Source organism: Alcaligenes sp. MMA (assembly GCF_020907215.1).
Lineage (GTDB): Bacteria > Pseudomonadota > Gammaproteobacteria > Burkholderiales > Burkholderiaceae_B > Alcaligenes > Alcaligenes aquatilis.
Genome location: NZ_JAJJPP010000003.1, coordinates 713,584 through 738,762, shown reverse-complemented (window position 1 = coordinate 738,762; position 25,179 = coordinate 713,584). Strand labels below are relative to the sequence as shown.

At 56.2% G+C, this 25,179-nt stretch carries 24 protein-coding genes; 11 read left to right on the top strand and 13 right to left on the bottom strand.

The window, feature by feature from the left end:
* Positions 1–138: 138 nt before the first annotated feature.
* Positions 139–1,161 (top strand): Nif3-like dinuclear metal center hexameric protein, encoded by a 1,023-nt coding sequence (locus tag LNA76_RS15905; RefSeq protein ID WP_108728343.1) that lies wholly within the window; start codon positions 139–141, stop codon positions 1,159–1,161.
* 26 nt (positions 1,162–1,187) lie between these two features.
* On the top strand, positions 1,188–2,294 hold the full coding sequence (locus tag LNA76_RS15900) for a hypothetical protein (RefSeq protein WP_094198100.1): 1,107 nt from the start codon (positions 1,188–1,190) through the stop codon (positions 2,292–2,294).
* A gap of 77 nt (positions 2,295–2,371) precedes the next feature.
* Here the strand turns inward: LNA76_RS15900 and LNA76_RS15895 are convergent, their stop codons facing one another.
* From LNA76_RS15895 to LNA76_RS15860, 8 genes are all read right to left on the bottom strand, one after another.
* Positions 2,372–3,160 (bottom strand): enoyl-CoA hydratase/isomerase family protein, encoded by a 789-nt coding sequence (locus LNA76_RS15895; RefSeq protein WP_230019439.1) that lies wholly within the window; start codon positions 3,158–3,160, stop codon positions 2,372–2,374.
* 81 nt (positions 3,161–3,241) lie between these two features.
* Complete coding sequence (locus LNA76_RS15890; protein WP_230019438.1) at positions 3,242–4,306, bottom strand: CaiB/BaiF CoA transferase family protein; 1,065 nt, start codon at positions 4,304–4,306, stop codon at positions 3,242–3,244.
* Positions 4,303–5,454, bottom strand: a complete 1,152-nt coding sequence (locus tag LNA76_RS15885) for an acyl-CoA dehydrogenase family protein (protein WP_230019437.1) — start codon at positions 5,452–5,454, stop codon at positions 4,303–4,305. The genes LNA76_RS15890 and LNA76_RS15885 overlap by 4 nt, the downstream gene beginning before the upstream one ends.
* An 11-nt stretch (positions 5,455–5,465) precedes the next feature.
* Positions 5,466–6,296: an SDR family NAD(P)-dependent oxidoreductase gene (locus LNA76_RS15880; protein WP_230019436.1), complete on the bottom strand. Its 831-nt coding sequence runs from the start codon at positions 6,294–6,296 to the stop codon at positions 5,466–5,468.
* A gap of 26 nt (positions 6,297–6,322) precedes the next feature.
* Positions 6,323–6,748: a MaoC family dehydratase gene (locus LNA76_RS15875; protein WP_230019435.1), complete on the bottom strand. Its 426-nt coding sequence runs from the start codon at positions 6,746–6,748 to the stop codon at positions 6,323–6,325.
* Between the two features lie 10 nt (positions 6,749–6,758).
* Entirely contained in the window at positions 6,759–7,199 is a 441-nt protein-coding gene (locus LNA76_RS15870) for a MaoC family dehydratase N-terminal domain-containing protein (protein WP_230019434.1), read from the bottom strand.
* Positions 7,196–8,386, bottom strand: coding sequence for a lipid-transfer protein (locus tag LNA76_RS15865; protein ID WP_230019433.1), 1,191 nt, complete (start codon positions 8,384–8,386; stop codon positions 7,196–7,198). The genes LNA76_RS15870 and LNA76_RS15865 overlap by 4 nt, the downstream gene beginning before the upstream one ends.
* 25 nt (positions 8,387–8,411) lie before the next feature.
* Positions 8,412–9,971, bottom strand: a complete 1,560-nt coding sequence (locus LNA76_RS15860; RefSeq protein ID WP_230019432.1) for an acyl-CoA synthetase — start codon at positions 9,969–9,971, stop codon at positions 8,412–8,414.
* Positions 9,972–10,079: 108 nt separating this feature from the next.
* On the opposite strand from LNA76_RS15860, the gene LNA76_RS15855 reads away from it, so the two are divergent.
* Both LNA76_RS15855 and LNA76_RS15850 read left to right on the top strand, forming a co-directional pair.
* Positions 10,080–11,129 (top strand): AraC family transcriptional regulator, encoded by a 1,050-nt coding sequence (locus LNA76_RS15855; protein WP_230019431.1) that lies wholly within the window; start codon positions 10,080–10,082, stop codon positions 11,127–11,129.
* Between the two features lie 320 nt (positions 11,130–11,449).
* A complete protein-coding gene (locus tag LNA76_RS15850) occupies positions 11,450–12,550 on the top strand; it encodes an MBL fold metallo-hydrolase (protein ID WP_108728344.1) in 1,101 nt (366 codons plus the stop codon).
* Here the strand turns inward: LNA76_RS15850 and LNA76_RS15845 are convergent.
* Positions 12,547–13,296, bottom strand: a complete 750-nt coding sequence (locus LNA76_RS15845) for a tyrosine-protein phosphatase (RefSeq protein ID WP_094198098.1) — start codon at positions 13,294–13,296, stop codon at positions 12,547–12,549. The genes LNA76_RS15850 and LNA76_RS15845 overlap by 4 nt on opposite strands.
* 475 nt (positions 13,297–13,771) lie before the next feature.
* Here LNA76_RS15845 and LNA76_RS15840 point away from each other — a divergent pair, with 475 nt between their 5' ends.
* Positions 13,772–14,965 carry an amino acid aminotransferase gene (locus tag LNA76_RS15840; protein ID WP_230019430.1) on the top strand — a complete coding sequence of 398 codons (1,194 nt, stop codon included), beginning with the start codon at positions 13,772–13,774 and terminating at the stop codon, positions 14,963–14,965.
* A 335-nt stretch (positions 14,966–15,300) separates the two neighbouring features.
* On the opposite strand, the gene LNA76_RS15835 is transcribed toward LNA76_RS15840, so the two are convergent.
* Entirely contained in the window at positions 15,301–16,251 is a 951-nt protein-coding gene (locus tag LNA76_RS15835; RefSeq protein ID WP_230019429.1) for a LysR substrate-binding domain-containing protein, read from the bottom strand.
* A 279-nt stretch (positions 16,252–16,530) separates the two neighbouring features.
* Between LNA76_RS15835 and LNA76_RS15830 the strand changes: the two genes are divergently transcribed.
* Together LNA76_RS15830 and LNA76_RS15825 are read left to right on the top strand one after the other, a co-directional pair.
* Entirely contained in the window at positions 16,531–17,574 is a 1,044-nt protein-coding gene (locus LNA76_RS15830) for an aromatic ring-hydroxylating dioxygenase subunit alpha (protein ID WP_108728347.1), read from the top strand.
* A 5-nt stretch (positions 17,575–17,579) separates the two neighbouring features.
* Positions 17,580–18,782: an FAD-binding oxidoreductase gene (locus LNA76_RS15825; RefSeq protein ID WP_230019428.1), complete on the top strand. Its 1,203-nt coding sequence runs from the start codon at positions 17,580–17,582 to the stop codon at positions 18,780–18,782.
* 305 nt (positions 18,783–19,087) lie between these two features.
* Here LNA76_RS15825 and gcvA read toward each other — a convergent pair whose 3' ends face one another.
* Positions 19,088–19,972 (bottom strand): transcriptional regulator GcvA, encoded by an 885-nt coding sequence (gcvA, locus tag LNA76_RS15820; RefSeq protein ID WP_230019427.1) that lies wholly within the window; start codon positions 19,970–19,972, stop codon positions 19,088–19,090.
* Positions 19,973–20,116: 144 nt separating this feature from the next.
* Between gcvA and LNA76_RS15815 the strand changes: the two genes are divergently transcribed.
* Genes LNA76_RS15815 through LNA76_RS15805 form a run of 3 tightly spaced genes read left to right on the top strand, consistent with a single transcriptional unit; the run spans position 20,117 to position 22,303 of the window.
* Positions 20,117–20,740, top strand: a complete 624-nt coding sequence (locus LNA76_RS15815) for a glutathione S-transferase family protein (protein ID WP_230019426.1) — start codon at positions 20,117–20,119, stop codon at positions 20,738–20,740.
* A gap of 12 nt (positions 20,741–20,752) precedes the next feature.
* Positions 20,753–21,784 carry an LLM class oxidoreductase gene (locus tag LNA76_RS15810; protein ID WP_108728350.1) on the top strand — a complete coding sequence of 344 codons (1,032 nt, stop codon included), beginning with the start codon at positions 20,753–20,755 and terminating at the stop codon, positions 21,782–21,784.
* An 18-nt stretch (positions 21,785–21,802) separates the two neighbouring features.
* Positions 21,803–22,303: a GNAT family N-acetyltransferase gene (locus LNA76_RS15805; RefSeq protein WP_108728351.1), complete on the top strand. Its 501-nt coding sequence runs from the start codon at positions 21,803–21,805 to the stop codon at positions 22,301–22,303.
* A gap of 265 nt (positions 22,304–22,568) precedes the next feature.
* Here the strand turns inward: LNA76_RS15805 and cml are convergent, their stop codons facing one another.
* Together cml and LNA76_RS15795 are read right to left on the bottom strand one after the other, a co-directional pair.
* Positions 22,569–23,768 (bottom strand): CmlA/FloR family chloramphenicol efflux MFS transporter, encoded by a 1,200-nt coding sequence (gene cml / locus LNA76_RS15800; RefSeq protein ID WP_230019425.1) that lies wholly within the window; start codon positions 23,766–23,768, stop codon positions 22,569–22,571.
* A gap of 309 nt (positions 23,769–24,077) precedes the next feature.
* The gene (locus LNA76_RS15795; protein ID WP_230019424.1) at positions 24,078–24,518 is read right to left on the bottom strand and encodes a helix-turn-helix domain-containing protein; all 441 of its coding nucleotides are present in this window, start codon (positions 24,516–24,518) and stop codon (positions 24,078–24,080) included.
* A gap of 80 nt (positions 24,519–24,598) precedes the next feature.
* Between LNA76_RS15795 and LNA76_RS15790 the strand changes: the two genes are divergently transcribed.
* Positions 24,599–25,090 carry a DUF2938 domain-containing protein gene (locus LNA76_RS15790; protein ID WP_230019423.1) on the top strand — a complete coding sequence of 164 codons (492 nt, stop codon included), beginning with the start codon at positions 24,599–24,601 and terminating at the stop codon, positions 25,088–25,090.
* Positions 25,091–25,179: the final 89 nt, after the last annotated feature.

The window sequence follows — 25,179 nt, the reverse complement described above, 5'->3', positions numbered from 1 at the left end:
AATTGGCTTTGGAACCGAGCCCAGGCCCTGACCGGCCCGCTTGGGGAAGTTGCCGACAGGAAGTGCTCGCATACCGCCGGCCTCGGACCCTGGGATTTCCCAGGGCCTGAGGCCGGCTTTTTATTTGGAGACAAAATCATGGCCTATGTAGCCGATTTGCTGGATGCGTTGAATGTCATTACGGGGGGACGCATGGTGTCCTGTATGGATGAGGTCAAGTGCGGCCATCATCCTTTCGTGATCTGGAAGTCCTCGGGAATTTACGGCAAGGAAGTGCTGGAAATTCCGGGGCTGATTCATGGAGACCCCAACAAGGAAGTGCGCAAGGTGGCCGTGTGCATGACCATGTCCGAACTGAGTATTGAGTTGGCCGGCGCGACCGGGGTGGATGCCATTGTGGCGCACCATCCCATCGCAGATGCCGCCAGTTGTGGGGGCGTGACCCTGAAGGATTATCTGGACCTGTATGGCGTGGCAGCGCTGGAGTGTCATGAGGCATTTCATGGCTTGCATCCGGGCATTGCGTATCTGCATGGCCACAAAGTGGCTAAAAGTGATATCGCCTATGGAGGTATTCATGGCAATGTAATGTTCGTGGGCGAGCCCTTGGAAGGGGTGAAAACCTTGGGCGATATGCTCGATAGGCTGGACGGTTTCATGGGGCTGGATCTGGAAGATCAGATCTTGCAGGCCGAGCGTCGCATCAAGGACAACGAGAATATTCTGGAGACCAGCACCTTGACGCGCGGTGCGATTCGACTGGGCGAACGTAGCAGTCCAGTCAGCCGTATTTTGCATATCTTCCCGCATACGGGATTCAGTCCTGAACATCTGCGCCAGGCAGTTGCTCAGAACCCAGGAGTGGATACGGTGCTGGCGTCGATTAGCCGAGTCTATGACGGCCATGCCTTGATTGAATGCGCCCGTGAACTGGGGCTGAATTTCCTGGTGGGCAACAGCCATGTACTGGAAATTCTGGAGAACGGACTGCCACTGGCTTATGCCTTGAGCGCCTTGCTCGATGGTGTCGAGGTGGTGATGTTCCGCGATCGGGTGACGTCTACGCCGGTGCATCAAGTGGGGGGGACCCGTTTGCGTGAATACGCCCGGCATTTCTCGACTGCCCATCTCATGGGCAAGAACGTGCTGAGCTTCCAGTAAATCCAGCTTCCTGAACGGAGACAGACATGGATAACAAAACAATAGAAATCGATAAGGTTGTGCATTCACCGCCTGCGGGCCGCCGTCCTTTGGAGCGTATCGAGGTGGTGGGCCTGAGCTTGTTGGCTGCGGCCATGCTGACGCTGTTTTTCTTTCCCGCTACCTTGTCCGGTGCCTTTGATACCGTGTTGAACAAGGTCAAACCCGTTGTGGTGGATGTGTTTTTGACCGGGCAGGTTGGGGTGGCGGTCATTATCAGCGTCATTATTGGGCGGCTGCTGGAGCGTCTGGGCTTTACCGATGCCATGATGCGGGTTTTTATGCCGGCGATGCGGGCTATCGGGATCAATCCGGCCGTCATCATTCCCAGCGTGTACAACATTTTTGGCGATATCAATGCGGCTGGTCGTATCTCGGGGCCCTTGTTGCGCCAGGCAGGGGCGACCAAAGACGAGCAGAAAATTGCGGTTGCCACGATGGTGCAGTCCCAGCAATCTTTCTCGACCTTCATGCTGGGCATGATGGCATTGACCTTTGCTGGAGTGAATGTCTTTGCCGTGGTGCTGATTGCGGTCTTTGGCCCCTTGCTGCTGTCCCCCCTGCTGTTGTCACGGCTGGTTTATCGCAACGTCCGTTCGGTGGATTTGCTGGCTGCGCCTCGTTTCACGCCGAATATTGATTTTGCGCCCATGCTGTTCAAGGCGGCCCGTGAAGGGGTGGAATTGTTGCTGCTGATCCTGATTCCGGCCGTGGCCTTGGTGTTCTGTGTCATTGGCTTGCTGGAACATATCGGCATTTGGGCTCCGATCAGCGATGTGCTTGAACGTGGTTTGCTGGCCTTGAACATTCATCCCGAAACGGGCGTGTTGGCCATCCTGGTCAGCCCGACACTGGCAATGGGTAAATTGCAGGCTATTGCCTCGACACTGGATCCCTCCCTGGTCGTGGGGGCGTTCGTTCTGGCCTCGTCCGGCCTGCCCTTATCGGCGGTATTTGGACAGATTCCGGTGGTCTGGGCCGAGTGTTCAGATCTGAATGAAAAAGAAGTCATGCTGGCTGCGACCTTGGGTATCGTCATGCGCTTGGTAATGGCCGTGATTCTGGCGGTATTTTTGACGCCCCTCATTATTTAAGTTCCTGTTTGTAGTCCCCCTTTTCAGGAGCGCTGATCTGGCGCTCTTTTTTTTGTGCGTAGCACGGCAAAACGGCATCAGTTCCCTGTAAAGCGGGGTGCTCGCCGCTCGATGAACGCGTGTATTCCTTCCTGTGCATCCGTGCGGCGTGCGCATGCTGTAAGAAACTGGTGCTCCAGTTGAAGATGGGTGTGTAAGTCGCGGGCGGGCAGACCGGAGCATAAGGTTTTAATGCTGGTTAACGAGGCACGGGCAGATTGCGACAGTCGTGTCGCCAAGTCCTCTGCTGCTTGTGTCAATTCATTCTCTGGGTAGAGTACATCCACCACACCGTGAGTCAGACAGTCTTGGGCATTGATGGTTTGGCTAAGCATCAGCCATTGCTGGGCGCGTATTGCGCCAACGCGACGAGCCAGAAAGTACGAGGCTCCCAGGTCTGGCGATAAACCCAGTGCGGCGTAGCCAGTACGAAGCTTGACCGATTGCGCAGCCAGTACAAAGTCCGCACACAGTGCTAGACCGATGCCTGCACCCCCGATAGGCCCGTTCAGTACCGAAATGACAGGCATGGGGGCTGTTGCCAGGCGATACAGTGCGGGGTGTAGTGGTTCAAGGATATCGTCAACTAAATCTGCAAGGGCTGGACCAGCGGCAGCGAACTCGGCAATGTCACCTCCAGCACAAAAGATCTTTCCCTCGGCTGCAAGAAGAACAACGCGTGGCTGTTGGTCGAGCACACTATTGATGGCTTGTATCAAAGCCTGGCTGGTTGCGTGTGAAAGTGTGTTGGCGTATTCGTGCCGTTTGAGCACGATCCGACCCACGCTCTCGGTTACACCCCAGGCGACTCCATCGGATTGCTGCATATGATTTCTCCTGTGTGCGTCATGGTGGCGACGCAATTGGGTGTTGATCTGGTTTTTTCCCGCTTGACAGACATGCTGCCCCTAGCGTTGCTCATGACGTTCGGCGCCTGTGTCAGACGACGTGATTAAGGGAAGAAAGCGTGGGGCAGCGGCAACCTGTATGCTGTTGTCGGCGGCGGTGTGGTAGATGCCGCGTGCCACATTGTGGGGGTGGCAGGCGGCCTCTTTCAGGCTCAGTACCGGTGCGAAACAGGCATCCGTGCCCTCCAGAAGCGCACACCAGTGCGCTCGTGTTTGGCTGGCAAAGAGGCGTGTCAGCCGGGCTTTGAAATCTGGCCACTGACGCGTGTCATACTGCGCGGCCGGGTCCACATCGCTTAAGCCCAGCTTGCTCAGCGCCAAGGCATAGAATTGCGGCTCCAAGGCTGCGAGCGTTATAAAACCGCCATCGACGCAACGATACACATCGTAAAAAGGCGAGTCGTGAAAGGGGCTGGGTGAAACTCCATCGAGTTGTCCGCTGGCACGGACCCACTGGGCGATACTGCCGAGCATCGCCAGCACATCGACGATTGCCCCATCCACGACTCGTCCCTTGCCGCTTGAGCGCGCCTCCAGTAATGAGCAGACCATGCCAAAGGCCAGGCCTAGTGCCCCCGAAGCGTCGCCTACGACAGTGGGGGGCACCATCGGCATTTGGCCCTTGTGTGCCGATAGTGACAGCAGGCCGGTGAGCGCGACGTAGTTCAGGTCGTGACCTGCCGACTGTGCCAGGGGGCCGGATTGTCCCCAGCCTGTCATGCGGCCGTATACCAGCCGGGGGTTGTGTGCAGCACAGTCAGCCGGGCCCAGGCCCAATTTTTCCATGACGCCGGGACGGTTACCTTCTAGTAGTGCGTCTGCTTGGGTGATCAGTTGTAAAGCGGTGGCGACATCGTCAGCTTGTTTCAGATCCAACGTTACGGTTCTTTTTCCACGGCGCATGGGGTTGGTGGCGGCCCCCATCCGTTCGTCTACGGCACTTTTTTGGGGGCGAGCAATAACCGTCACTTGTGCGCCCATGTCAGCCAGCATGCGGCCAGCCAAGGGCCCCGGCCCTATTCCCTCAAACTCCACAATCTGGATGCCAGTCAGGGGCGGCATCATGCGGGCAGCCTTCTGGCAATCAGTTCTTTCATGATTTCGTTGGCACCACCGTAGATACGTTGTACTCGGGCATCCGCGTACATTCTGGCAATCGGGTATTCCGTGATATAGCCGTAGCCGCCAAAGAGCTGCAAGCACTCGTCCGTGACTTTGTGCTGTTGTTCGGTACACCACCACTTGGCCATATAGGCCGCAGTGTCATCAAGCTGACCGTCAAGCAAACGTTGGGTGCAGTCATTGACAAAGGTGCGCACCACATGGGCCAGAGTGGCGCACTCGGCCAGTTTGAAGCGCGTGTTTTGTAATTCATAGAGCGTCTGGCCGAACACCTTGCGTTGCTGCGTGTATTCCAGGGTCAGCTCTACAGCACGCTCGATGACGGCGGCAGCGGGAACGGCCAGCAACAGGCGCTCGTAGGGAAGCTGGCTCATTAACTGGGCAAAACCCTTTCCTGCTGTTTCGCCTAGCAGGTGTTCAACCGGGACTCTGACATGGTTAAACGACAGTTCAGCGGTATCGGAAGCATGCTGGCCCAGCTTCTCCAGACGTTTGCCCACCTGGAACCCAGCTAGATTTTCAGTTTCCAGAATAATCAGTGAGACTCCTCGGCTGCCCGCCTCTCCGGTACGTACCGCCACCACCAGCAAATTGGCGGTAAAGCCATTGGTGATGAAGGTTTTGCTGCCGTCGATTACGTATTCATTTCCTTCAAGCCGCGCACGGGTACGTAAGGCCTGAAGGTCTGAACCGCAACCGGGTTCGGTCATGGCGATGCCAGCCAGCAACCCTCCACTGACCAGTTTGGGCAGCCAGCGTTGTTTTTGTGCAGCCGTGCCGTAGTCCAGTATGTAATGCGTGGCGATGCTGTGTACGGCTGTGGTGGCGGGCACTTCCGCTTTGGCCAGCTCATCTTGCACGACGAGCTGATAGGCCAGACTTGCGCCTGCACCGCCATAGGTTTCTTCGATTTCTGGCAGTAGAAACCCCATCTGTCCGAATGTGTGCCAGACTTCGCGGGGAATGTAGCCTTGGCGTCGCCAATGGTCCATGTGTGGCGTCAGCTCGCCCGCAATATAGCGGCGCACCTGTTCGCGAAAAGCTTCAATCTCCTCATCCATCCAGGGATGGCGATGCAGTTGCGGTAGCATGGTGGGCCTCTTTAAATACCGGTCAGGCCGCCACTGCAAAGCAGTGTTTGGCCACTGATGTAATCCGATTCGGGAGTGCAGAATAGGTAAACGGCTCCGGCCGCCTCGTCTGGGGTGCCGGCACGACCCAAGGGGATGTTGCGCTCCATGGCAGCCAGCAAATCGGGATTTACGCCGACTTTGATTTCGCGTCCTTCAATATTGGTCGTGGACTCGCCTGCGACACTGCTGGTCAGGCGGGTGTTGATTAAGCCGTAAGCCACGCAGTTGACGGTGACATTGATCCGTCCCCATTCTTTTGCCAGGGTTTGTGTCATGCCGACGATTCCTGCCTTGGCCGCCGAGTAGTTCGCCTGGCCTGCATTGCCAAATAGACCGGCAACCGAAGAAATATTGACCACTTTGCGCATGACACGCTGACCGGCCTCACCTTCGGCCTTGGACAGGCGGCGGATGACCGGTTGTGCAGCTCGCAGAATGCGAAAGGGTGCTGTCAGGTGGCAATCCAGCATGGCGTACCATTGTTCGTCAGTCATTTTCTGAATGACGCTATCCCAGGTGTAGCCGGCATTGTTGATGATGATGTCCAGCCCTTGATACTCGCTGACTGCTGTGCCAATGAATCGCTCGGCAAAGTCCGGGGAAGTGACGCTGCCCATGCAGGCGACTGCCTCGCCGCCCATATCACGGATCGCTTGAACCACCTCCTGAGCGGGTTCGGCATCCAGGTCGTTGATCAGTAAACGTGCGCCTTCACTGGCCAGTTTCAGTGCAATTGAGCGGCCTATGCCTCGGCCAGAGCCAGTGACAAGGGCAACTTTACCGTCGAGTTTTTGGGTCATGAGTGTCTCCTGCCGTTTTTCTTGATTCAGAGATCAGGGAAAGCGATTAATGCTTCGCCCGCGATTTTGGTTTGTCCGTATTGGTTGGTGCTGCGCAGCTCGATACGTAGGCAGCGTTCACCATTGACCTCTTGTTTTTCAATAACATGCCCGCTGCAGCACATGACATGGCCCAGGTGAGTAATACCTTGAAATCGGGCATCCAAGCGGCGTAGTTGTGATTGTTCTACCCATCCGGTAAGCAAACGACCTAGCCATGCCATGCCGAGCATGCCATGTGCAAAAACATCCGGCATCCCTGCACGACGGGCGTAGTCAAGATCGATATGAATGGGATGGTGGTCCCCCGAAGCACCGGCAAACAGCGCCAGCATGCGGCGATCCACGGGGACAAGCGTCAAGGGGGGCAAGCTGTCGCCCACCTGTACCGCGTCATAGTTGATGCTGCTCATGGTGTCTCCTTCAGTGGCGCACGACGGTGACGGAACGCATTCGGGCCACTTGCTCCCCGCGCTGGTTCCACACATTCGATTCGATTTCAATAAATTCCAGTGCACCGCCTTTTTTGTCATAAATATCTTTGACATAAGAGCTGACGGTGACGGTATCGCCTGCGACAACCGAGCCAAAGTATTCAAAACCTTCTTCGCCGTGCAAAACCTTGGCATGAGGGACTTGCAGCAGGTCAAGCAGGCCGAATAGGGCACCTGAGTCCAGTTCGGCAGCGAACAGGAAGGTAGGAGGAGCGGGCAAATCGGCATAGCCTGCTTGTCTGGCGGCTTGCAGATCGGTGTAGATGGGGTTGGTGTCACCGATGGCCTTGGCAAAAAACTGCAGACGGCTGCGTTCAATGGGCAAGACCGAGTGGCCGACTTCATGACCAATCCATTTCTTATCGATCATGATTGTGTCCTTTCATACAGGGTGACGACGCAGGCACCGCCCAAACCCAGGTTGTGTTGAAGTGCCAGCCGGGCCCCGTCGACTTGGCGAGTCCCGGCATTGGCTCTTAGCTGTTCAACCAGCTCAGTACACTGCGCCAGCCCGGTTGCGCCCAGTGGATGTCCCTTGGAAAGCAGGCCACCGGATGGATTGGTGACAACCTGGCCACCATAGGTATTGTCACCATCGCAGACAAATTTCTCGGCGCCGCCGATGGGGCACAGACCGAGTGCTTCGTACGTAATGAGTTCGTTGTGGGCAAAGCAGTCATGCAGCTCTACGACATTGATGTCGGTTGGCCCCACACCTGCTGCTTCGTAGACTTGTTCAGCGGCGTTGCGAGTCATGCTGAAACCCACGACTTCGCGCATGTCCCGAGCGTCGAAGGTAGGTGGCGTGTCGGTCGTCATGGCTTGGGCGCGGATACGAACATTCGTATTCAGGCCTTGTTTTCTGGCGAACGACTCGGAGACCAGCAGCGCAGCAGCTGCACCACAGGTGGGTGGGCAAGCCATCAGTTTGGTCATGACGCCAGGCCAGATCATGTGGGAGGCCATGACGTCGTCCGCAGTGACAACAGTCCGAAACAGGGCCAGTGGGTTGTTGGCAGCGTGCTGGCTGGCTTTGGCACGTATTTTGGCAAAGGTCTCCAACTTGGTGCCGAACTCCTGCATATGGGCCAGGCCGGCACCGCCAAAGTAACGCAGCGCGAAAGGGATATCGGGAACATCAATCAGCTCAGCGGTGATGGCATCGAACTTCTCGAACGGGCTGGGACGGTCATTGAATACAGAGCCAAGCGCGCCGGGTGTCATCTGTTCAAAGCCGAAGGCCAGTACACAGTCGGCCGCTCCGCTGGCAATCGCCTGACGTGCCAGATATAGAGCGGTGGATCCGGTCGAGCAGTTGTTATTCACATTGATTACAGGGATGCCTGTCATGCCTACTTCATAGAGCCCGCGCTGGCCTGCAGTCGAGTCTCCATAAACATACCCGGCGTAGGCTTGCTGGACTTTGTCGTAGCCCAGATGGGCGTCAGCCAGTGCGGCACGAATGGCCTTGGTAGCCATGACGGGGTAGGGTTCACTGCTCCCAGGCTTGGTAAAGGGAATCATGCCGACACCGGCCACGATGACAGAAGAGCTCATACAGACTCCTTTAAATGGAAATGACTTAGCTGATTTTTCGGTCTTGCTGATCCCAGTAGGGCTTGCGCAGCTCGGTTTTGAGAAGCTTGCCGGCCCCTGACAAGGGCAGAGTCTCTTGGAAAACGACACTGCGGGGGCACTTGTAGCTGGCAATCAGGGTCTTGCAGTGAGCCATCAGGTCGCCAGCATGGACCGATGCGTCGGGCTTGAGAACGACGACGGCATGGACCGCTTCGCCCCACTCGGGGCTGGGAATGCCAATGACCGCACAGGCGGCGACGCTGGGGTGTTGGGCCAGTGCGTTTTCGACTTCAACGGAATAGATGTTTTCGCCGCCGCTAATAATCATGTCTTTCAGGCGATCCACGACAAAGATGAAACCATCCTCATCCATGTAACCACCGTCACCGGTATGCATCCAGCCATTGCGCAGGGCTTGTTCGGTTTGTTCAGGCTTGTTCCAGTAGCCCTGCATCACATTGGGGCCACGTACGACAATCTCGCCCACCGTGCCACGCGGAACCTCTTGATCCAGTGGGTCCACAATGCGTACTTCGGTACATAAGCTGGCGCGGCCAGCCGATTTCAGCTTGTTGAGGCTGCGTGCTTCATGTGTATGGTGAAAGGCGGGCAAGATGCTTGCCAGTGGAGACAGTTCGGTCATGCCATAGGCCTGCATGAAACTGACGTGAGGCAAGGCTTTCATGGCGCGCTCAAGGACGGCCGTAGAAATGGGCGAAGCCCCGTAAATAATAGTTTGCAGTGCACTTAAGTCGCGGGCTTGCTGCATGGACGGGTGATCGACCAGCATCTGGATCATGGTCGGCACCAGCAGCATGTGTGTCACGCGGTCACGCTCCAGTGTATCTAGCACCTTTTCCGGAGAGAACGCGGTGATGATGGATTGAGTATTGCCTTCGATCCAGTGAGGCATGGCGATGCCCATGTCGGCCAAGTGGAACATGGGGGCGGCATGTAGATAGATGCCATCAGGAGTCGCGATACCTTCAGCTCGCAGGGCCAGGCCAGAGCTGAGCAAATTGCTGTGGCTCAGCATGACGCCTTTAGGAAAGCCGGTGGTGCCGCCTGTATAGAAGATTCCGGCCAGATCCTCGTCGCGGCGCATGACATCAGCGATGGCGGCATGGGTGGCTAATAAGGTTTCATAGTCGTGCATGCCCGCAGGTGCCTGATTATCCCCACAGTAAATCACTTCGCGTAGAGTGGTGGCGTCGCTTCGGATTTTTTCGACCAGGTCACAGAATGTGTCATCGACGAGCAAGATCGTAGAGCCTGAGTCGTTCAGTGCGTACAGCGTTTCCGAGGCGGACCAGCGGGTGTTGCATGGGTTAAGTACCCCGCCACCCCAAGGGACGGCCATCTGGTATTCGAGATAGCGGTCGCAGTTCAGGGCAAGGATGGCGACGCGGTCGCCTTCTTTCATACCCAGATGTTGTAGCGCACCGGCCAGGCGGGCTACACGGTCTCCAAGTTGGCGGAAGGTCCAGGCCCGATTGCCGTAGCGCACAGCAATACGTTCAGGCTTTTGTTGAACCGCGCGATGTAACGCTTGAGTCAGGTACATTTTTTTGTCTCCCGTCATGTTCGTATTGATGCGGATCGACTGCTTGGTTTATGTGACCTATAGTAAAAATGCGTGCCCGCTCCAGCAATGACACAAGGCATCGATCGAATGGCAGAACACCTCAATCAGCGACGCGCTCCCCGCGCCCCCCTTAAGGCTCCGGCTACTGTGCCGATTGTCTTAGTCAGTGGCATGCTGATGGGTTTACAAATGCGGGGCGAAGATATTGGACCGTTCTTAAACGCTACAGACATCTCTCCTGAGCTGATTGGACATGCGGGAGCCCGAGTCACGGCTTGTCAATACAGTGCTTTGTTTCGTTTGTTGATTGAACAGCGCGAGGATGAAGGTCTTGGTTTTTTATCGCGCCCCTTGAAACTGGGCAGCTTTGCGCTGATAAGTCGCTCGGCCCTGGGGGCGAATAATCTGGAAGTCGCAATTCGTCGTATAGCCAGGACCTTTTGGTTATTGCAGGAGGACGTGGCATTGGAATTGCATAGCAAGGGTGATCTTGCCGGCCTTGGTTTGCGTTTTAACGGTTCTCTTGGAGAGCCGATTTTTTTGCATGAGCTATTACTGCGAGTGTTCTGGCGTTTGCTGGCCTGGCTCATCGGTGGCCGCTTGCCGGTGGTGCGCTTTGACTTCGCGTTTGACAACCCCCCCCATGCCGGTAGTTATGGCAAAGTGTTTCCTGCCAATTTAGAGTTCAAGCGCGGACAAACTGCCCTGTGGTTTGAAGCCGCCTGGTTAAAGACGCCAGTGCGACGGGGTGAGACGGAGTTACGTCTGTTTCTAGCGGATGCTCAGGCCAATATCATCATGCCGCGCAGCTCCACCGATGTGGTCAGTGCCAGGGTACGTGAGTATCTTCAACGCACTCGACCTAGCTGGCCAGATCTGGGAATTACGGCTCGTGCTTTACATATGTCGACAGCGACATTGCAGCGGCGCTTGGCGATGGAAGGGACATCGTTTCAGTCTTTGAAAGATGAGTTGCGACGCGATATGGCCATTATTCGTTTGAATGCTCATTCGATGTCTTTCGCGGAACTGGCACAGGAACTGGGTTTTAAAGACAGTGCTGCATTTCAGCGTGCTTTCAAGGGTTGGACTGGCGTTGCACCGGGGGCGTTTCGCCAGGGTCGATTCAGCACCTGAGTGCCAATAAGACATAGTTGAAGCAGCGGGGGTGGCTTCGGTTTGCTCACCGGGCACTGCCATCGAACTGCCATAAATCTGTAACAGGGCTGAAAGAACACTTGTTTAATCTGATCCTGTCGTCGTTTTTTTTAAGGCAGGGCACTTCGGTGGCTCTGGTTCTTTAAGTTGATGCCTTTCTCTGTCCGGCAGCGTGAGCTGCGGCCCATTGCGCTTATTGATGCTTTGCTTTTGTGCCCCGCGTTACGCCGTGCTGCAAAGCAGAATGCCGGGTGTGGTTGGGTGATAGGTTGGCCACAATGCCTTGTAGGGGACGGAGCATGAACCAGACACGGGTGACGGTGTTAAGCGGCTCTGGAGGTAAAGTGCCTGCCGCCATTCTCGTGCAGGCATGTGGCTTGCGACTGCTGCTAGATGCCGGTGGGCCCTTGTACCCCGGTCAGGTGTGCGATTGGCATGAGGGGCTGGAGGTGGATGCCATTTTGGTGACGCATGATCACCAGGATCATATGGGCTCCTTATCCAAACTGCCCGAACACATTCCTGTTTACGCCACGGCCTCGACCGCGCGCAGCTTGCCTGCCGGTCGGATCTGGCGTGAATTGCCGACACGCGGCACGACTTATATTGGCGATATTGCCGTTCGCACTGGTTTGTCCGGCCATGCCTTGGGGGGTGTCTGGCTGCATCTGGATGTGGGTGGTGGTCTGTTTTATAGCGGGGACTTTTCCTGCGAGTCCTTGCTGTTTCCCTTTGATTTGCCACCTCCTGCGTATCTAGCGTTACTGGATGCGTCTTATGGTTTGTATGATCAGTCTCATCACGTTGCCTGGAGCATTCTGGAGTCCTTGCTGCAGTCCCATCCTGCTTTGTTGCCGGTGCCGCCTTCGGGCCGGGCGATCGAGATTGCCTTGTGGCGTCAGCAGCAAGGCTTTGAGGATTGGAGCATGGATGCGTCCTGCTACGAAAACCTGACCCGCATGATCAGCCAAAGCAGCGATCTGTTGTTGCCAGGCGTGCAGCAATCCTTGCGCGAACTGATGCCGCGTGCGGCTACGTTTGATCCCCAAGCACACCTGCTTTTGGCTGGTGAACCGGACGGTTGTCAGGGTAAGGCAGGAGAGTTGATTCGTGAGCAGCAAGCGCGGACTTCGGACGGCAATGCCGAGCCTGGCGATCGCTTGTTGATTCACACCGGCTATGTGGCCCCGCATGCTCCGCGCGGCACGCATACCTTGTGCTGGAATGCTCACCCGCGTTTGACGGATTTGCGTTGGCTGGTGGATATGGTGCAGCCACGTTATTGCATGCCTTTGTTCACGCAAATGCATGATCTGCCCACTTGGCGCAATGTGATAGGGCCAGCCTTGAGCCTGGACGGCCACTGGGAGTTGCCAGAGGCCTCGGTAGGCGTGGTTTAGGCGGTGTAGCGTTCCAGTAAGGCCGCACGTCGGGCGGGGCTGAGCTTCAAGGCGTTCTGGAAGAAGTTCTCCAGATTGCCGTGTGTCTTATCAATGGTCTTGAAGGCGGTTTCCAGAAACTCGGGCTGCACACCCCAGAGAATATCCAGCACTTCGTCGCTGATGCCACGGTTATCGGGCAGATCGGGGCGGCGGAAAAATTGATTGGTAAGCAGATAGTCGTGCATCACATCATCAGGATGTACGCCAGCGGCGCGGTGCAGCAAGGCAACCGCAAAGCCGGTGCGATCTTTGCCCGCCGTGCAGTGCAGGACAAGGGGAGTATGGGTGTCCAGCAACTGGTCAAAGACCCGTCCAAACGTGGCTGCATGTGCGGTCACGAATTCAGAGTAGGTTTTGTTCATCGTGCCATGGGCTGCTTTGACATCCACTTCACCCTTGGCAAGCATGTCCAGAAAATCGGGCAATACGGTGGGTTCGACGGTCAGCGCATGACTGGTCAGAAAGCTGTATTGGTAGGGAGAGCGTTTGCGCTCGTGTGCGCCACGGAAATCCAGTGAACAGGCAATGCCCAGTTCCTGCAGTGTGTCCAGATCCTGGCTGCTTAAATTCGCCAAATGGTCCGAGCGGTAGACACGGCCTTTACGAAAGGAGCCGGAGCCTGCGGCATAGCCGCCAATATCACGGAAGTTGCTGGCCCCCTCTAAAGGGCAGGATACGGGGCTGGGCAGCGGCGATACGGACACGGCGGACTCCTGTTGAAACGGTGAAAGTCCCATGTTAACGGTCTTGGGCGGGATCTGCATATGACCATGCGGTGTCATGTGGGCAACGCGGGCGGAGCAAAAGCAGAATGAATGAAAGTGCATGGTTCTGTATCGTCAGAAAGCCATGTATATTCGTTGCTGGCAAGGCCCAGGCAGACAAGCTGGTACACCGTGTTCACGTTCTTGCACCTTCGGTTTGCTGGAGGTATGAACAGACTGCATGGTGACGCTGGTGTTTGACTGCCTGCACCGACTAGACAAGAACAGGTGCGGTGCCGAACCAAGGGGGGACAAGTCTGATGACGTATTCACGCATCGCTCGCGTGCCCATGTGCTGCAAAAAAATCCCCAAGATATTGGCTAAAGTAGGCCCAAGGTATAAGGTCAATGCTTATTTGAATAGACCGTCGACCAGACCGGGCGGCCCACAACCGTAATTTTTCAAGGAACAAGCATGTTTGAGCATTTGCAGGCCTATGGTGGCGATCCGATTTTCCGTTTGAACGAGGCATTTCACGCCGATCCGCGCGACCGCAAGGTCAACCTGACCATTGGTTTGTATTACGACGAGCAAGGTCGTCTGCCTTTGCTGGATGTGGCTCGCCGCGCTGAAGAGCAATGGGCAGCCAAGGGCCAACCCCGTGGCTACCTGCCTATCGAAGGCTTGGCTTCGTACCGCAGCGCCGTGCAAAAACTGGTTTTTGGTGCCGACAGTAAAGTGCTGCAAGAAGGTCGTGTGGCGACCATCCAGACACTGGGTGGTTCGGGTGCCTTGAAAGTGGGTGGCGACTTCCTGCACGAAGCTTACCCCAATAGCGAAATGTGGATCAGCGATCCAGCCTGGGATAACCACCACTCTATTTTCCGTGGATCGGGCATTCCTACCCACACTTATCGCTACTACGATCCCGCTACTCGCGGTCTGGATTTCACCGGCCTGATGGAAGATATTTCCGTCCTGCCCGAGTACAGCATTGTCCTGCTGCACCCCTGCTGCCATAACCCCACCGGGGCTGATCTGAGCGACGAGCAGTGGCTGCAACTGATTCCTGTGCTGCAGCAGCGCAAGCTGATACCTTTCCTGGACATGGCTTACCAGGGTTTTGGTCGTAGCCTGGATGAAGATGCCTTTGCCGTGCGCGCCATGGTCGATGCAGGACTGACTTTCCTGCTGGCCAATTCTTTCTCCAAGAATTTCTCCTACTACTCCGAGCGCTGCGGCGGCTTGTCGGTGGTGTGCAAGAGCGCGGACGAAGCTGACCGCGTTTTGGGCCAGCTTAAAGCCGTGGTGCGTCGCATCTACTCCAACCCGCCCTCGCACGGTGGACAGGCTATTGCCTCGGTCTTGTCGGATGAGTCTTTGCTGGCCGAATGGGCGGCAGACGTGGAAACCATGCGTCAGCGTATTGCTGCCATGCGCAAGCGTGTACACGATCGCCTGAAAGAGCTGGCTCCCCAGTACGACAGCAGCTATTTTGTCAAACAGCAAGGTATGTTCTGCTACACCGGCCTGACCAAAGAGCAGATTCAGAAACTGCGTGATGATTTTGGCGTGTATGTGCTGGAGTCTGGCCGCATCAGCGTGCCAGGCTTGAACCAGTCCAACGTGGATTACTTCGCGGAGTCGCTGGCTGCTGTGGTGGCCTAAGACACTGAAGTCTCCGGCAGGATTAAAGAGCGTGTTGATGGCCCCTTCGGGGGCGGTAAACACGCTTTTTTGTTGATGCTAGAAATGCATCTGCAGTTGCGTTTATCGGGCGGTAGAAGCCGCTTATATGTACTTGTCTGATCCAGGCGCTCGACTTGTTTTGCTCTCCTGGCTGAGTGCTGGAAACTGAACTAAAAGTGGAACGGTGTAGAGCTAAGCCATCGAATAGTCCTGCGCTTATGTAGCTGAAGCACTCAATGGTTTAGTGCTTAGCCACGGCCAGGCCAGCAGGTCTATCGGCAATCTGGCTGTATTTCGTCGTACTGCGACATTGCTCAGGCTAATGCTTGCAGCAACAGCTCCTGATTGATCTGCTCCTGTTGTCGTGCCTGGTTCAATAAATAGCGATGAAAATCCTGGCTATGAGGCGACTCAAACGCACCCGCCCGTCGGGTCAGTACATAAGGCCAGGGCAGGGGCAAGGAATGGGAGAAGGGCAGAATTAACTGCCCGCTGCGCACTTCTTTTTCTATCATCGAGCATTGCGCCAATACAAACCCCTGGCCTGCCACGGCGGACTCCAGTGCCATATGCGACAGGGAAAAAACACGGAAGCGATCCAGGGGCGTATTGCCTATGTGTATAGCCAAAGACTCAAACCAGTCGCGCCAGGATGGGGGCGAGGTAAAGCGTGGCTGCCAGTCCGAGGACAGCAAGGGATAGTTCAATAGGTCACGGGGATGTCGCAAGGCGGCTTGCCCTTGCAGCAGGGTCGGGCTGCAGGCGGGAACGACACGGTCTGTATAAAGCTCGGTAAAGCTGCGGGGGCGGGCGGCGGCCTGACCGTAGGTGATCCGAAAGTCGATTTGTTCGGCTTCCAAGTCCGGCTCGGCATGGCTGCCTTTCAGGTGCAGGGTTAGCTCCGGGTCGTACTGCTCCTGCCATTGAAACGCCAGCGGGGCCATCCAGGTTTTAAGCATGGAGGGCAAAGCGCTGATGGACAGCAGGCTGGTGTTGCGCGAACGCTCCATTTCTTGCTGGCCGTCGCGCAATAGCTCAAACGCCTGAGTACAGATTTCATGAAAACGCACCCCCGCGGCCGTCAGCCGCAAGCGTTTGCCTTCTTTGTAGGTCAGGCTACAGCCCAGCGTGTCCTCCAGCAGGCGCAATTGCTGGCTGATGGCACCGGGAGTAATTTTCAGGCGACGGGCAGCCTCTTGCAGGCTTTGACTGTGGCCCAGAGTTTCAAATACTTGCAACGCGCGTAAGGGAGGCAAGGTATCCATGGTGCTTAGACCCCGTCCAGAAAAGTCATTTAACTTTAGAAATTCTAAACGATATGGATAGTAGGCTGAATTTAATTGCGATTATGATGGGCAAGAACGTAAGCGCAAGTCTCGCCACGGCTGGCGAGCTCAAGCGGGGCCAGATTGATACGGTGCTCTAGGTGTTCCCGCACAGTGGCGCAGAAGCCCTGGCCAGCAGGCCGGAGCGCTTCAAAAACAAGAGAGCATGAATGGGCTTGTTCAGCCTTCATGCACCGCATTCAGAGTTGGGGGTAAATCATGTTTGTACGCAATGCCTGGTATGTAGGCGCATTGGCTACGCAGCTCGGTCGCAGCTTGCTGCCCGTGCGTATGCTTAGCGAAAACCTGGTGCTGTATCGCCGTGAAGACGGTCAGCCAGTCGCTCTGGAAGATTCCTGTCCACACCGCCGTCTGCCTTTGTCCAAAGGCCGTTTGATTGGCGACCAGGTGGAATGCGGCTATCACGGCCTGACGTTTGATTGCAGCGGCTCCTGTACCAAAGCGCCCGGTGTGGCGCAAATCCCCAAAAGTGCGGTGGTGCGCAGCTACCCCTGTACGGAGCGTTTTGGTCTGGTCTGGGTCTGGATGGGTGACCCTGAGTTGGCTGATCCGTCCAAACTGATCGACATCCCCGAGTGGGATAATCCCGAGTGGGGTGTGAACCGTGGCGATGCCATGGAGCTGGACTGTAATTACCTGTACGTCACCGACAATTTGCTGGACCCGTCGCACGTGTCCTGGGTCCACCAAAGCTCCTTTGGTAGCCCTGACATCATCGGCCTGCCCTTGACCGTCAAGGTTGAGGACCATGGCGTGACGGTCTCGCGCTGGTCCAAAAATGTGGAAGTTGCACCGTTTTACAAGCAGTTTGTGAAATTTGAAGGCAATTGCGACCGTAAGCAGCAATACGAAGTGCGTTTCCCATCGCTGGCCGTGATCAAGGCTATCTTCCTGCCCGCCGGTGCCGCCACCGAAGAGCCCAGCGAGTACCACCAGGACGTTTTCCTGATGGACTCCTATAACTTTCTGACACCTATCGACGAAGAACACACCCGCTACTTCTGGTTCCAACTGCGTAATTTCAGCCCGGATGACGAGGCCGTTTCCAAGATTTTCAACGAAGACGTGCGCCACGCCTTCCTGGAAGACAAAGTGGTTCTGGAAGAAGTGCATAAGGCCCTGAAAGAGCGTCCTGCCGCTTTGGATTTGCCCTTGGATTCCGGCCCCTTGCGTTTCCGTCGCAAGATCAGCCAGATGATTCAGGCCGAGCAAGCCGTTACCAGCGAGACCACGACGGCTTGAGCGTGATGAATACGACTGCATCGCCTGCGCCCACCGAGAACACGGCCAGCCGCCGTTTCCGGGCCTATCGCGTACTGGAAAAACAGCGCGAAAGTGACGTGATTACTTCATTTGTCCTGGAGCCGGTGGACGGTGTTGTGCCGTCTTATCAGCCGGGCCAGTATCTGGTGTTTCGCCTGGAGATTGACGGGCAAACCGTGTTGCGCAACTACAGCGTGTCGGGGGACCCCGACTGCACGGATCGACTGCGCATTTCCGTCAAGCACGAGAAGGCCCCAGCAGGGTTAAGCGTGGCTGATGGTTTGGCCTCCTCCTATCTGCACCAACAGGTGCAGCCGGGCGATGTGCTGAGCGCGGCCGGACCGATGGGCGAGTTTGTGCTGGATGAAAGCAGCCAGCGGCCTGTGGTGCTGCTTAGCGGTGGCGTGGGCCAAACCCCTTTGCTGGCTATGTTGCATCGTTTGCTTAAACACAGTCAGCGTAAGGTGTCTGTGATCCATGCCTGTGATAACAGCACGGTGCATGCCTTTGCGGATGAAATGCGCGAACTGGCCGCACAACGCGAGGGTGTGCAACTTTACTTCTGCTATCGCAACCCGACTGAAGATGATGAACAAGCCGGTTTGCACCATGTGGCGGGACTGATTACACGTGAGCAGTTGCAGCATTGGCTGCCACTGGATGATTACGAGTTTTACCTGTGTGGGCCCAGTGCCTTCATGCAGAGCAATTACGGTGTGTTGCGTAGCCTGGGTGTGGCGCGAGAGCGCATTCACTATGAGTTTTTTGGTCCGGCGACGGTGCTGGAAAACACCTTGGCCGGTGATGTTGCGGCCAGCGTTGTTCAGCCAGAGCAGTCAGGGGCAGGGCCTGAGGTGCTTGGCAGTGCGATTGCAAGTGCGTCAGAGCCGGAGTCGCCCGCCGTCGTGGATGAAACTGTCACGGCTGCCACGCAGACCGTGACGTTTCTGCCCGATGGCCGTCAGGCTCAATGGCATGAAGACTGCCCTTCCTTGCTGGATCTGGCTGAAGAAACGGGCTTGAGCCCGGACTTCAATTGCCGTGCGGGTCTGTGTAATACCTGCATGTGTGCCCTGGTATCGGGCGAGGTTGATTATTTTGAAGAGCCTCTGGATCCGGTGCCAGAGGGCAAAGTCTTGTTGTGCTGTTCCCGTCCCCGTGGCCCGGTGGTTGTGGAAGTGCCTTAAGCGTTTTTCAATTGCTTGTTGAGGTTTGCCCCGTCCTGTTGGGACGGGGTTTTTTTTCAAAAAAAAATCATATGCTTCCTTGTTGGAAGTCAGGCGGATTTTCGATGTCTGGAGCAGGGGGGGCGTGGTATCGGGACTGTTGAAGTGGTGGTGTTACATAGGCTGGATGGGGAAGCGATCATGCGCTGTTTTATTTTCTCTTCTGCTCTGAGATAGCAGTCATTGCTACCACCACCATCACAACAACTACTACAGCCGTAGCAGCCGTAGCAGCAGCCGCAGCGGGAAGAAGCCTGGCGACCTTGCTATATCTGTGCCTGTTCAATGATCCAATCACTAAAGGCACGGACCTCTGCTCTTTGCGTCGTACCGGGCAAGGTCACCAGGTAGTAGGCAAAGCGGGCTGGCCAGGGCTTGTCCAGCACTTGCACCAAGCGGCCTGCGGCGATTTCATCCTGCGCATACTCCTGCGGTATCAAGGCCAACCCCAGGCCCGCAATCGCACCGCGTATCAGCAGGTAATCATCCTCGAAAGCCGTGCCGCGATCGGCGCGCGCATCGTCCTTTACCCCGTGGGCAGACAGCCAAAGTGCCCAGTCGGCCCGATCGGTATCCTGCAGCAATGGCCATGCCAGGCAATCCGCCGGTTCCTGAATGGCTGGCTTGTCTTTCAGCAAGGCGGGGCTGGCTACAGGCAGCAGGACAGGGGCCATCAAGGGCTCGGCCTGCAAGCCGGGATACACGCCCAAGCCGTGGCGAATGGCGATATCGACGTTGTCGCGGCGCAGGTCCACCAGCGTGGGGGAGGCCTCCACACGGATTTCGATATCAGGATGCTGTTGCTTGAAGTCGGCCAGCCGGGGAATCAGCCAGGAAGCGGCAAAGGAAGGCACGGTACTGATTGTCAGTGTCTTGCGCTGCTTGGTGGCGTCTAGCGTGTGCATGGCCTGTTCGATCTGGTCAAACGCCGTCAGCAGGACAGGGTAGACCTGTTCACCTGCTTCGCTCAGGCTCATTTTGTGGTGGCTGCGCACGAACAGTGTGACGCCCAAGCGATTTTCCAGCAGCCGGATTTGTTGGCTGACTGCGCCCGAGGTCACGCCCAGCGCCTGAGCGGCCAGCTTGATGCTGCCGTGGCGTCCGACTTCGGTAAAGGCGCGCAGAGCCTGCAAAGGAAAGACAGGATTCATGGTTTAGTTTATCTAAATCTCTAAAGCAGATTTAATCGTTTTTCTTTGTCTGTATAGCTTGGGAGAATGGGATTCTGAATCGTTTTTAAAGTTTAGCTTATCTATATGCAAAAGAAGAGCGAACTTGCCGTTTGGGAGCACACCATGATTGATCTGTACACCGATAGTTCGCCTAACGGCTTTAAGGCAACCATCGCTCTGGAAGAACTGGCGCTACCGTATCGCCTGCATCATGTGCGTATTGATGCGAATGAGCATAAGCAGCCGCAGTTTCTGGCCTTGAATCCGCATGGACGTATCCCGGTGATGAAGGACAATGAAACGGGCATTGTTCTGTTCGAGTCTGCCGCGATCTTGTTGTATTTGGCAGAGAAAACCGGCCAATTGCTTTCAAACGATCCCCAGCAACGCTGGGAAACGATCAAATGGCTGCAATTTCATTCCTCCAGCGTGGGGCCGATTCTGGGCCAGCGCGTACACTTCGAGCTGTTCGCCCAAGAGAAGATTCCGGCCGCTATCGAGCGCTACCGCCGTCTGGTGAATGATCTGTTCACCGTGCTGGATACACGTCTGGCAGACCATCCTTATCTGGCAGGACAGGACTACTCCATTGCCGACATTGCGCATTTTGGCTGGACGCATATTGCGCGAATTATCGACTTTGATTTCAGTCAGTACCCGCACATGAGCGCCTGGCATGAACGCGTGGCCCAGCGCCCAGCCGTTCGTAAAGGCATCACCTTGCCTGAACCTGCTACCGGCGCTTGAGGAGAAAACATCATGACGATTGAAACAAGCCAGACTCAAGGCTCATCTTTCCCTGCCTTTGCCACTCATCCTGGTTATAGCCGCATGTTTGCGCCGGGTTGTCTGACCATGGGTATCTTTCTGCCCCTGCGTTTTTATCAAGGCGATATGAGTGTGCTGGCTGGGCAGGCGGCGCTGGTAGAGGAGATAGACCGCCAGGATTTTGCGGCGGTGTGGGTACGTGACGTGCCTTTGTATGACCCCAGCTTCGGGGATGCGGGGCAAGTGTTCGACCCCTTTACCTATCTGGCTTTTTTGGCTGCTCGCACCAAGCGGGTGGCCTTGGCCACGGGCAGTACGATTTTCTCCTTGCGTCACCCGATCGACCTGGCCAAATCCGCCTTCACCATTGACCAGTTATCGGGCGGACGCCTGGTGTTGGGTATTGCTTCCGGGGACAGGCCCGTGGAGTTTCCCGCCTATGGCGTGGAGCGAGCCGAACGGGCAGAGCGTTTCGCGCAGGCTGTCAGCTACTTCCGTCAGTTAACGCAAGCGGGGCAATTGAATATCGACTCTCCGCTAGGCCGCTTTGATACGGCAGAGCTGCTACCCAAGCCCGTGCATGGTTCCATTCCTTTGATTGTCACCAGTTCCTCGGGACAGTCGCCCGAATGGATTGCAGAACACGCCGATGGTTGGTTGACCTACCCGGAAGCGACTCATACGCCGCTGGGCCCGCAAAAGCTGGCTGCGAAAATTCGGGCCTGGCGCGCTCGGATTCCAGATGGCGGCTTTCGTCCGCATATGACCAACGAGTGGCTGGATTTGGTGGACGACCCTGATTATCCACGCACCCCTTTGCGCGGTGGCTTTACACTGCGTACCGGGCGCAAGGGGCTGATTACCTTGTTGGAGGAATGGCAGGCAGCGGGTGTGAATCATGCCGCTTTGGGTATTCAGTTTTCGCAGCGACCGGCGGCGGAAATTGTCCAGGAGCTGGCTGAATATGTGCTGCCGCATTTTGCCTCTCACCAGGAGCAGCCAGCCCTTGCAACAGCTTGGTAGCGACAGGGGAATACAAGCATGACTAGCAGTGCAGAACAGCCCGGAGCCGATGGTATTCAGATCCGGGATTTGCAGCCGCAAGACCGGGCTGCCTGGGAGCGGCTGTATCGGCAGTATGCCGAGTTTTACAAAGAACCCATGAACGAAAATATCTTGGCTCGGACCTGGTCCTGGCTGTTGGATGCGCGGCATCCTTTGCAGGGCAAGGTGGCAACGACGGCGGATGGTGCGTTGCTGGGCCTGGCGCATTACCGTCCTTTCCCGGAGCCTTTGTTGGGTAAGGAAGCAGGCTTTCTGGATGACTTGTTTGTATCTCCTGAACAGCGAGGCAGCGGGCTGGGCCGTCGTTTGATTGAGGCCGTCGCCCAAGCCGGTAAGGAGCAAGGCTGGCCGTTTCTGCGCTGGATCACGGCGGCTGACAATGCCCAGGCGCGGAGGCTGTACGATGGTCTGGCTCAGGCAACAGCGTGGGTGACGTATGACTTGAATCTGGAGAAGGCTGGCGATACACAGAACTGAGAGTGTCTGTTCTGCTCGATGGTGGGCGTGATGGTTTGTTGCACAAGTCTTTTGCGGGCTATTTCGCTAGAAGAAACCCGACGACTTGCAGACTTAATGTCCGTAATCCCAGCCCTAAGAACACATAAGGACTGGGATTACGGACATGGGTACGCTTGATTGCCTTATTGTCCGCCATAGCTCGCTCCTGGAATTATTTATGAAAAGTGAAGACGGGTGATCCAAATGAAGGGAAGACTTATCGAAAGCCTTCCCTTTTTTATCTTCAAACTTCGCGTTTGATTCTTGCCTCCAGCAGCATCAAAGCCAGTAAAACCACACTGCTCATTCCTAGTCCAAAGACCACCAGCGGCCAAACCGTATCCCCATTTAGCAGGGTCACTACCAACGTACCGATCACGCTAACGATCAGGCTTTCCACGCAAAAGTAGATCGCCACGGCGGAACCGGCCACGTCGTTGAATTGAGCCAAGGCGCCATTGGCGGTGACGGATACGGTCATCACAATACCAATGGCGGCCAGCCACATGGGCAGGATGAAGCTGGCAAAGGAGGGATCCAGCCAGAGTTGTCCGGCTGCCAGTAGCAGGACGGCAAGGGCGATCAAGCCCATGCCGCGTTTCAGGCTCCCGGCTGTGCCCCAGCGAGCAACAAAGGTTTTGGACAGGCGGGTGGTGGCAATCATCACCAGGGCAACACTGGCAAAGGCCAGGCTAAAGCCCATTTCCGAATAGCCCGCTTGTCCGATCAAGACTCGTGGCGCGGTCGAGAAGTAGACAAAAAATGTTCCCATCCCGGTAGAGAAGCCCAGGGTGTAGACCCAAAAGGCCGGGCTTTTGAGTACGGCCAGTGCGGACTGTTGTGAATGTATTGGTTTGGCAGGTCGCGTTTCTGGCCATTTGAGCAGTGCATGGATCCAGGCCAGCAGTCCTATGCCAGCCAAACTCAGGAAGATGGCCTGCCACCCGCCCGCACGGGCAATCAAAGCACCGGCAATCGGCCCCAAGGCGGGGACAAAAGCCAGGATGGAGCTGAACAGGCTATAGATCACTACTCCTTCAGGGCGATCGGCATAGACATCGCGCACTGTGGCAAACAAGGCCACAAGGGTGGCCGAAGCCCCCAGTGCTTGCAGCACCCGAAAACCCACAAAAGCCCAGGCGGAGCTGGACAGGGCGGCGGCTGTTGAAGCCAGCACGAACAGGGCGGCCCCTGTCAGCAAAACAGGCCGTCGGCCTATGCGATCCGACAGGGGGCCAAAGATCAGTTGCCCGGCACCCAATAGCAGCATGTACAGGCTAAGGGTCAGCTGGATGACGGCTGGGGTCGTGCCTAGAAGCGCTGGCATGGCCGGGACGACAGGCAGGTAAATATCCATCCCCAGGGAGGCGAGGATGTCGAAGGGCGCCATCAGCAGCAAGGCGGCTGGCAGCGTAAAAGCCCAGGAAGAGCGTGAGGAAGACATAACAAAATTACCACTCGAAAAAGAAATCGGGCGGCGTCTGTTTGTTATCAATCAGCGGGATTGGAAGTACAGAACGCCGCAACAAGACAAGAGCTTGTTGCGGCTTATTCAGTTGCTGACTTAGTGCTCGTCATGTAGACGGCTCCTCACTTAAATAATTTGCTGGGGGGTGTTGGCGAAATGCGGTACGTGTACCGGTCAGCGCAATCCCCAAGAGGGTATATGGCCTTGTTGCGGCAGTTGCCCATTATAGGGGGAGGTTTTTATGGCTTTGAAGCTTCAACCCAGTATGGCTGTTGCGTTTCTGTCCTATCTGGTTTTGGCAAGACGCACTGCCTCGCTGGAGTTGCCGGTCTTGTTCTTCTTCACCCGGATGGCGGCAGCTTTCAGCAAGCGCTGGAATGTCGGGCATTGCGTATGGTTGGCGGCGGGGCAGTGGGCAGCGTGGCGCAAGCCTTCGCTCATGGCTTTCAGGCGCTTGATGGTGGCATCCAGTTGATCGGCCTTGGACAGCAGCAATTGCCTGTCTACCTGCGCAGCCCCATCGGGAGGCAGCATGGCCCGTATTTCTTCCAGCGATAAACCACCCGCTTGCCCCAGGGCAATCAAGGCCAGTTGATCCAGCACTTGTGGTGTAAAACGGCGTCGTTCACCGGGGGCGCTGACTGCGCTGATCAGGCCCTCCTTCTCGTAATAACGCACGGTGGAGGAGGGCAAGCCGGTATGTTTGGCGACTTCTGAAATATCCATCGTGTACCTATTGACTTGAAGTTAACTTCAACTTCTATGATCACTCAAAACAAGGTGCTTATCAACGGAAAGGATTGCCAATGTTATCGATCAATGAGTGGGTGCAGGTGATGCTGATTGGGGTCGGAGCCACCATTTTTATGGATATTTGGGGCTTGATTCAAAAAGCGCTGGGCGTTGCTACGCTGAACTACGCCATGGTGGGCCGCTGGGCCGGACATTTGCTGCGTGGCCAGATTACGCACAGCCATATCGGCAAGGCTGAACCGATTGCGGGGGAGTCTGCCCTGGGCTGGTTCATTCACTATGCCGTGGGCATTGTTTTCGCCTTTTTGCTGGTCGCGGTCTATGGCACCGCATGGCTGCAAGATCCCCGCTGGCTGCCCGCTGTCATGGTGGGCACGGTGACGGTGGTGATGCCCTTTTTTGTCATGCAGCCTGCCATGGGTGCCGGAGTGGCTGCATCGCGTACCCCTACGCCTTGGATCAATCGTTTGCGCAGCGTGCTGACACACGCAATTTTTGGTCTGGGCATGTACTTTGCGGCCTTGCTGACCAAGCACGTGGCCTAAGGCGATGTAATTTGTTGGGACATTTGTCATGAGTAGCCTGAAAACCACTGGAACCATCCCGTCTGGCGTCTATCTGCTTGCCCTGAGCC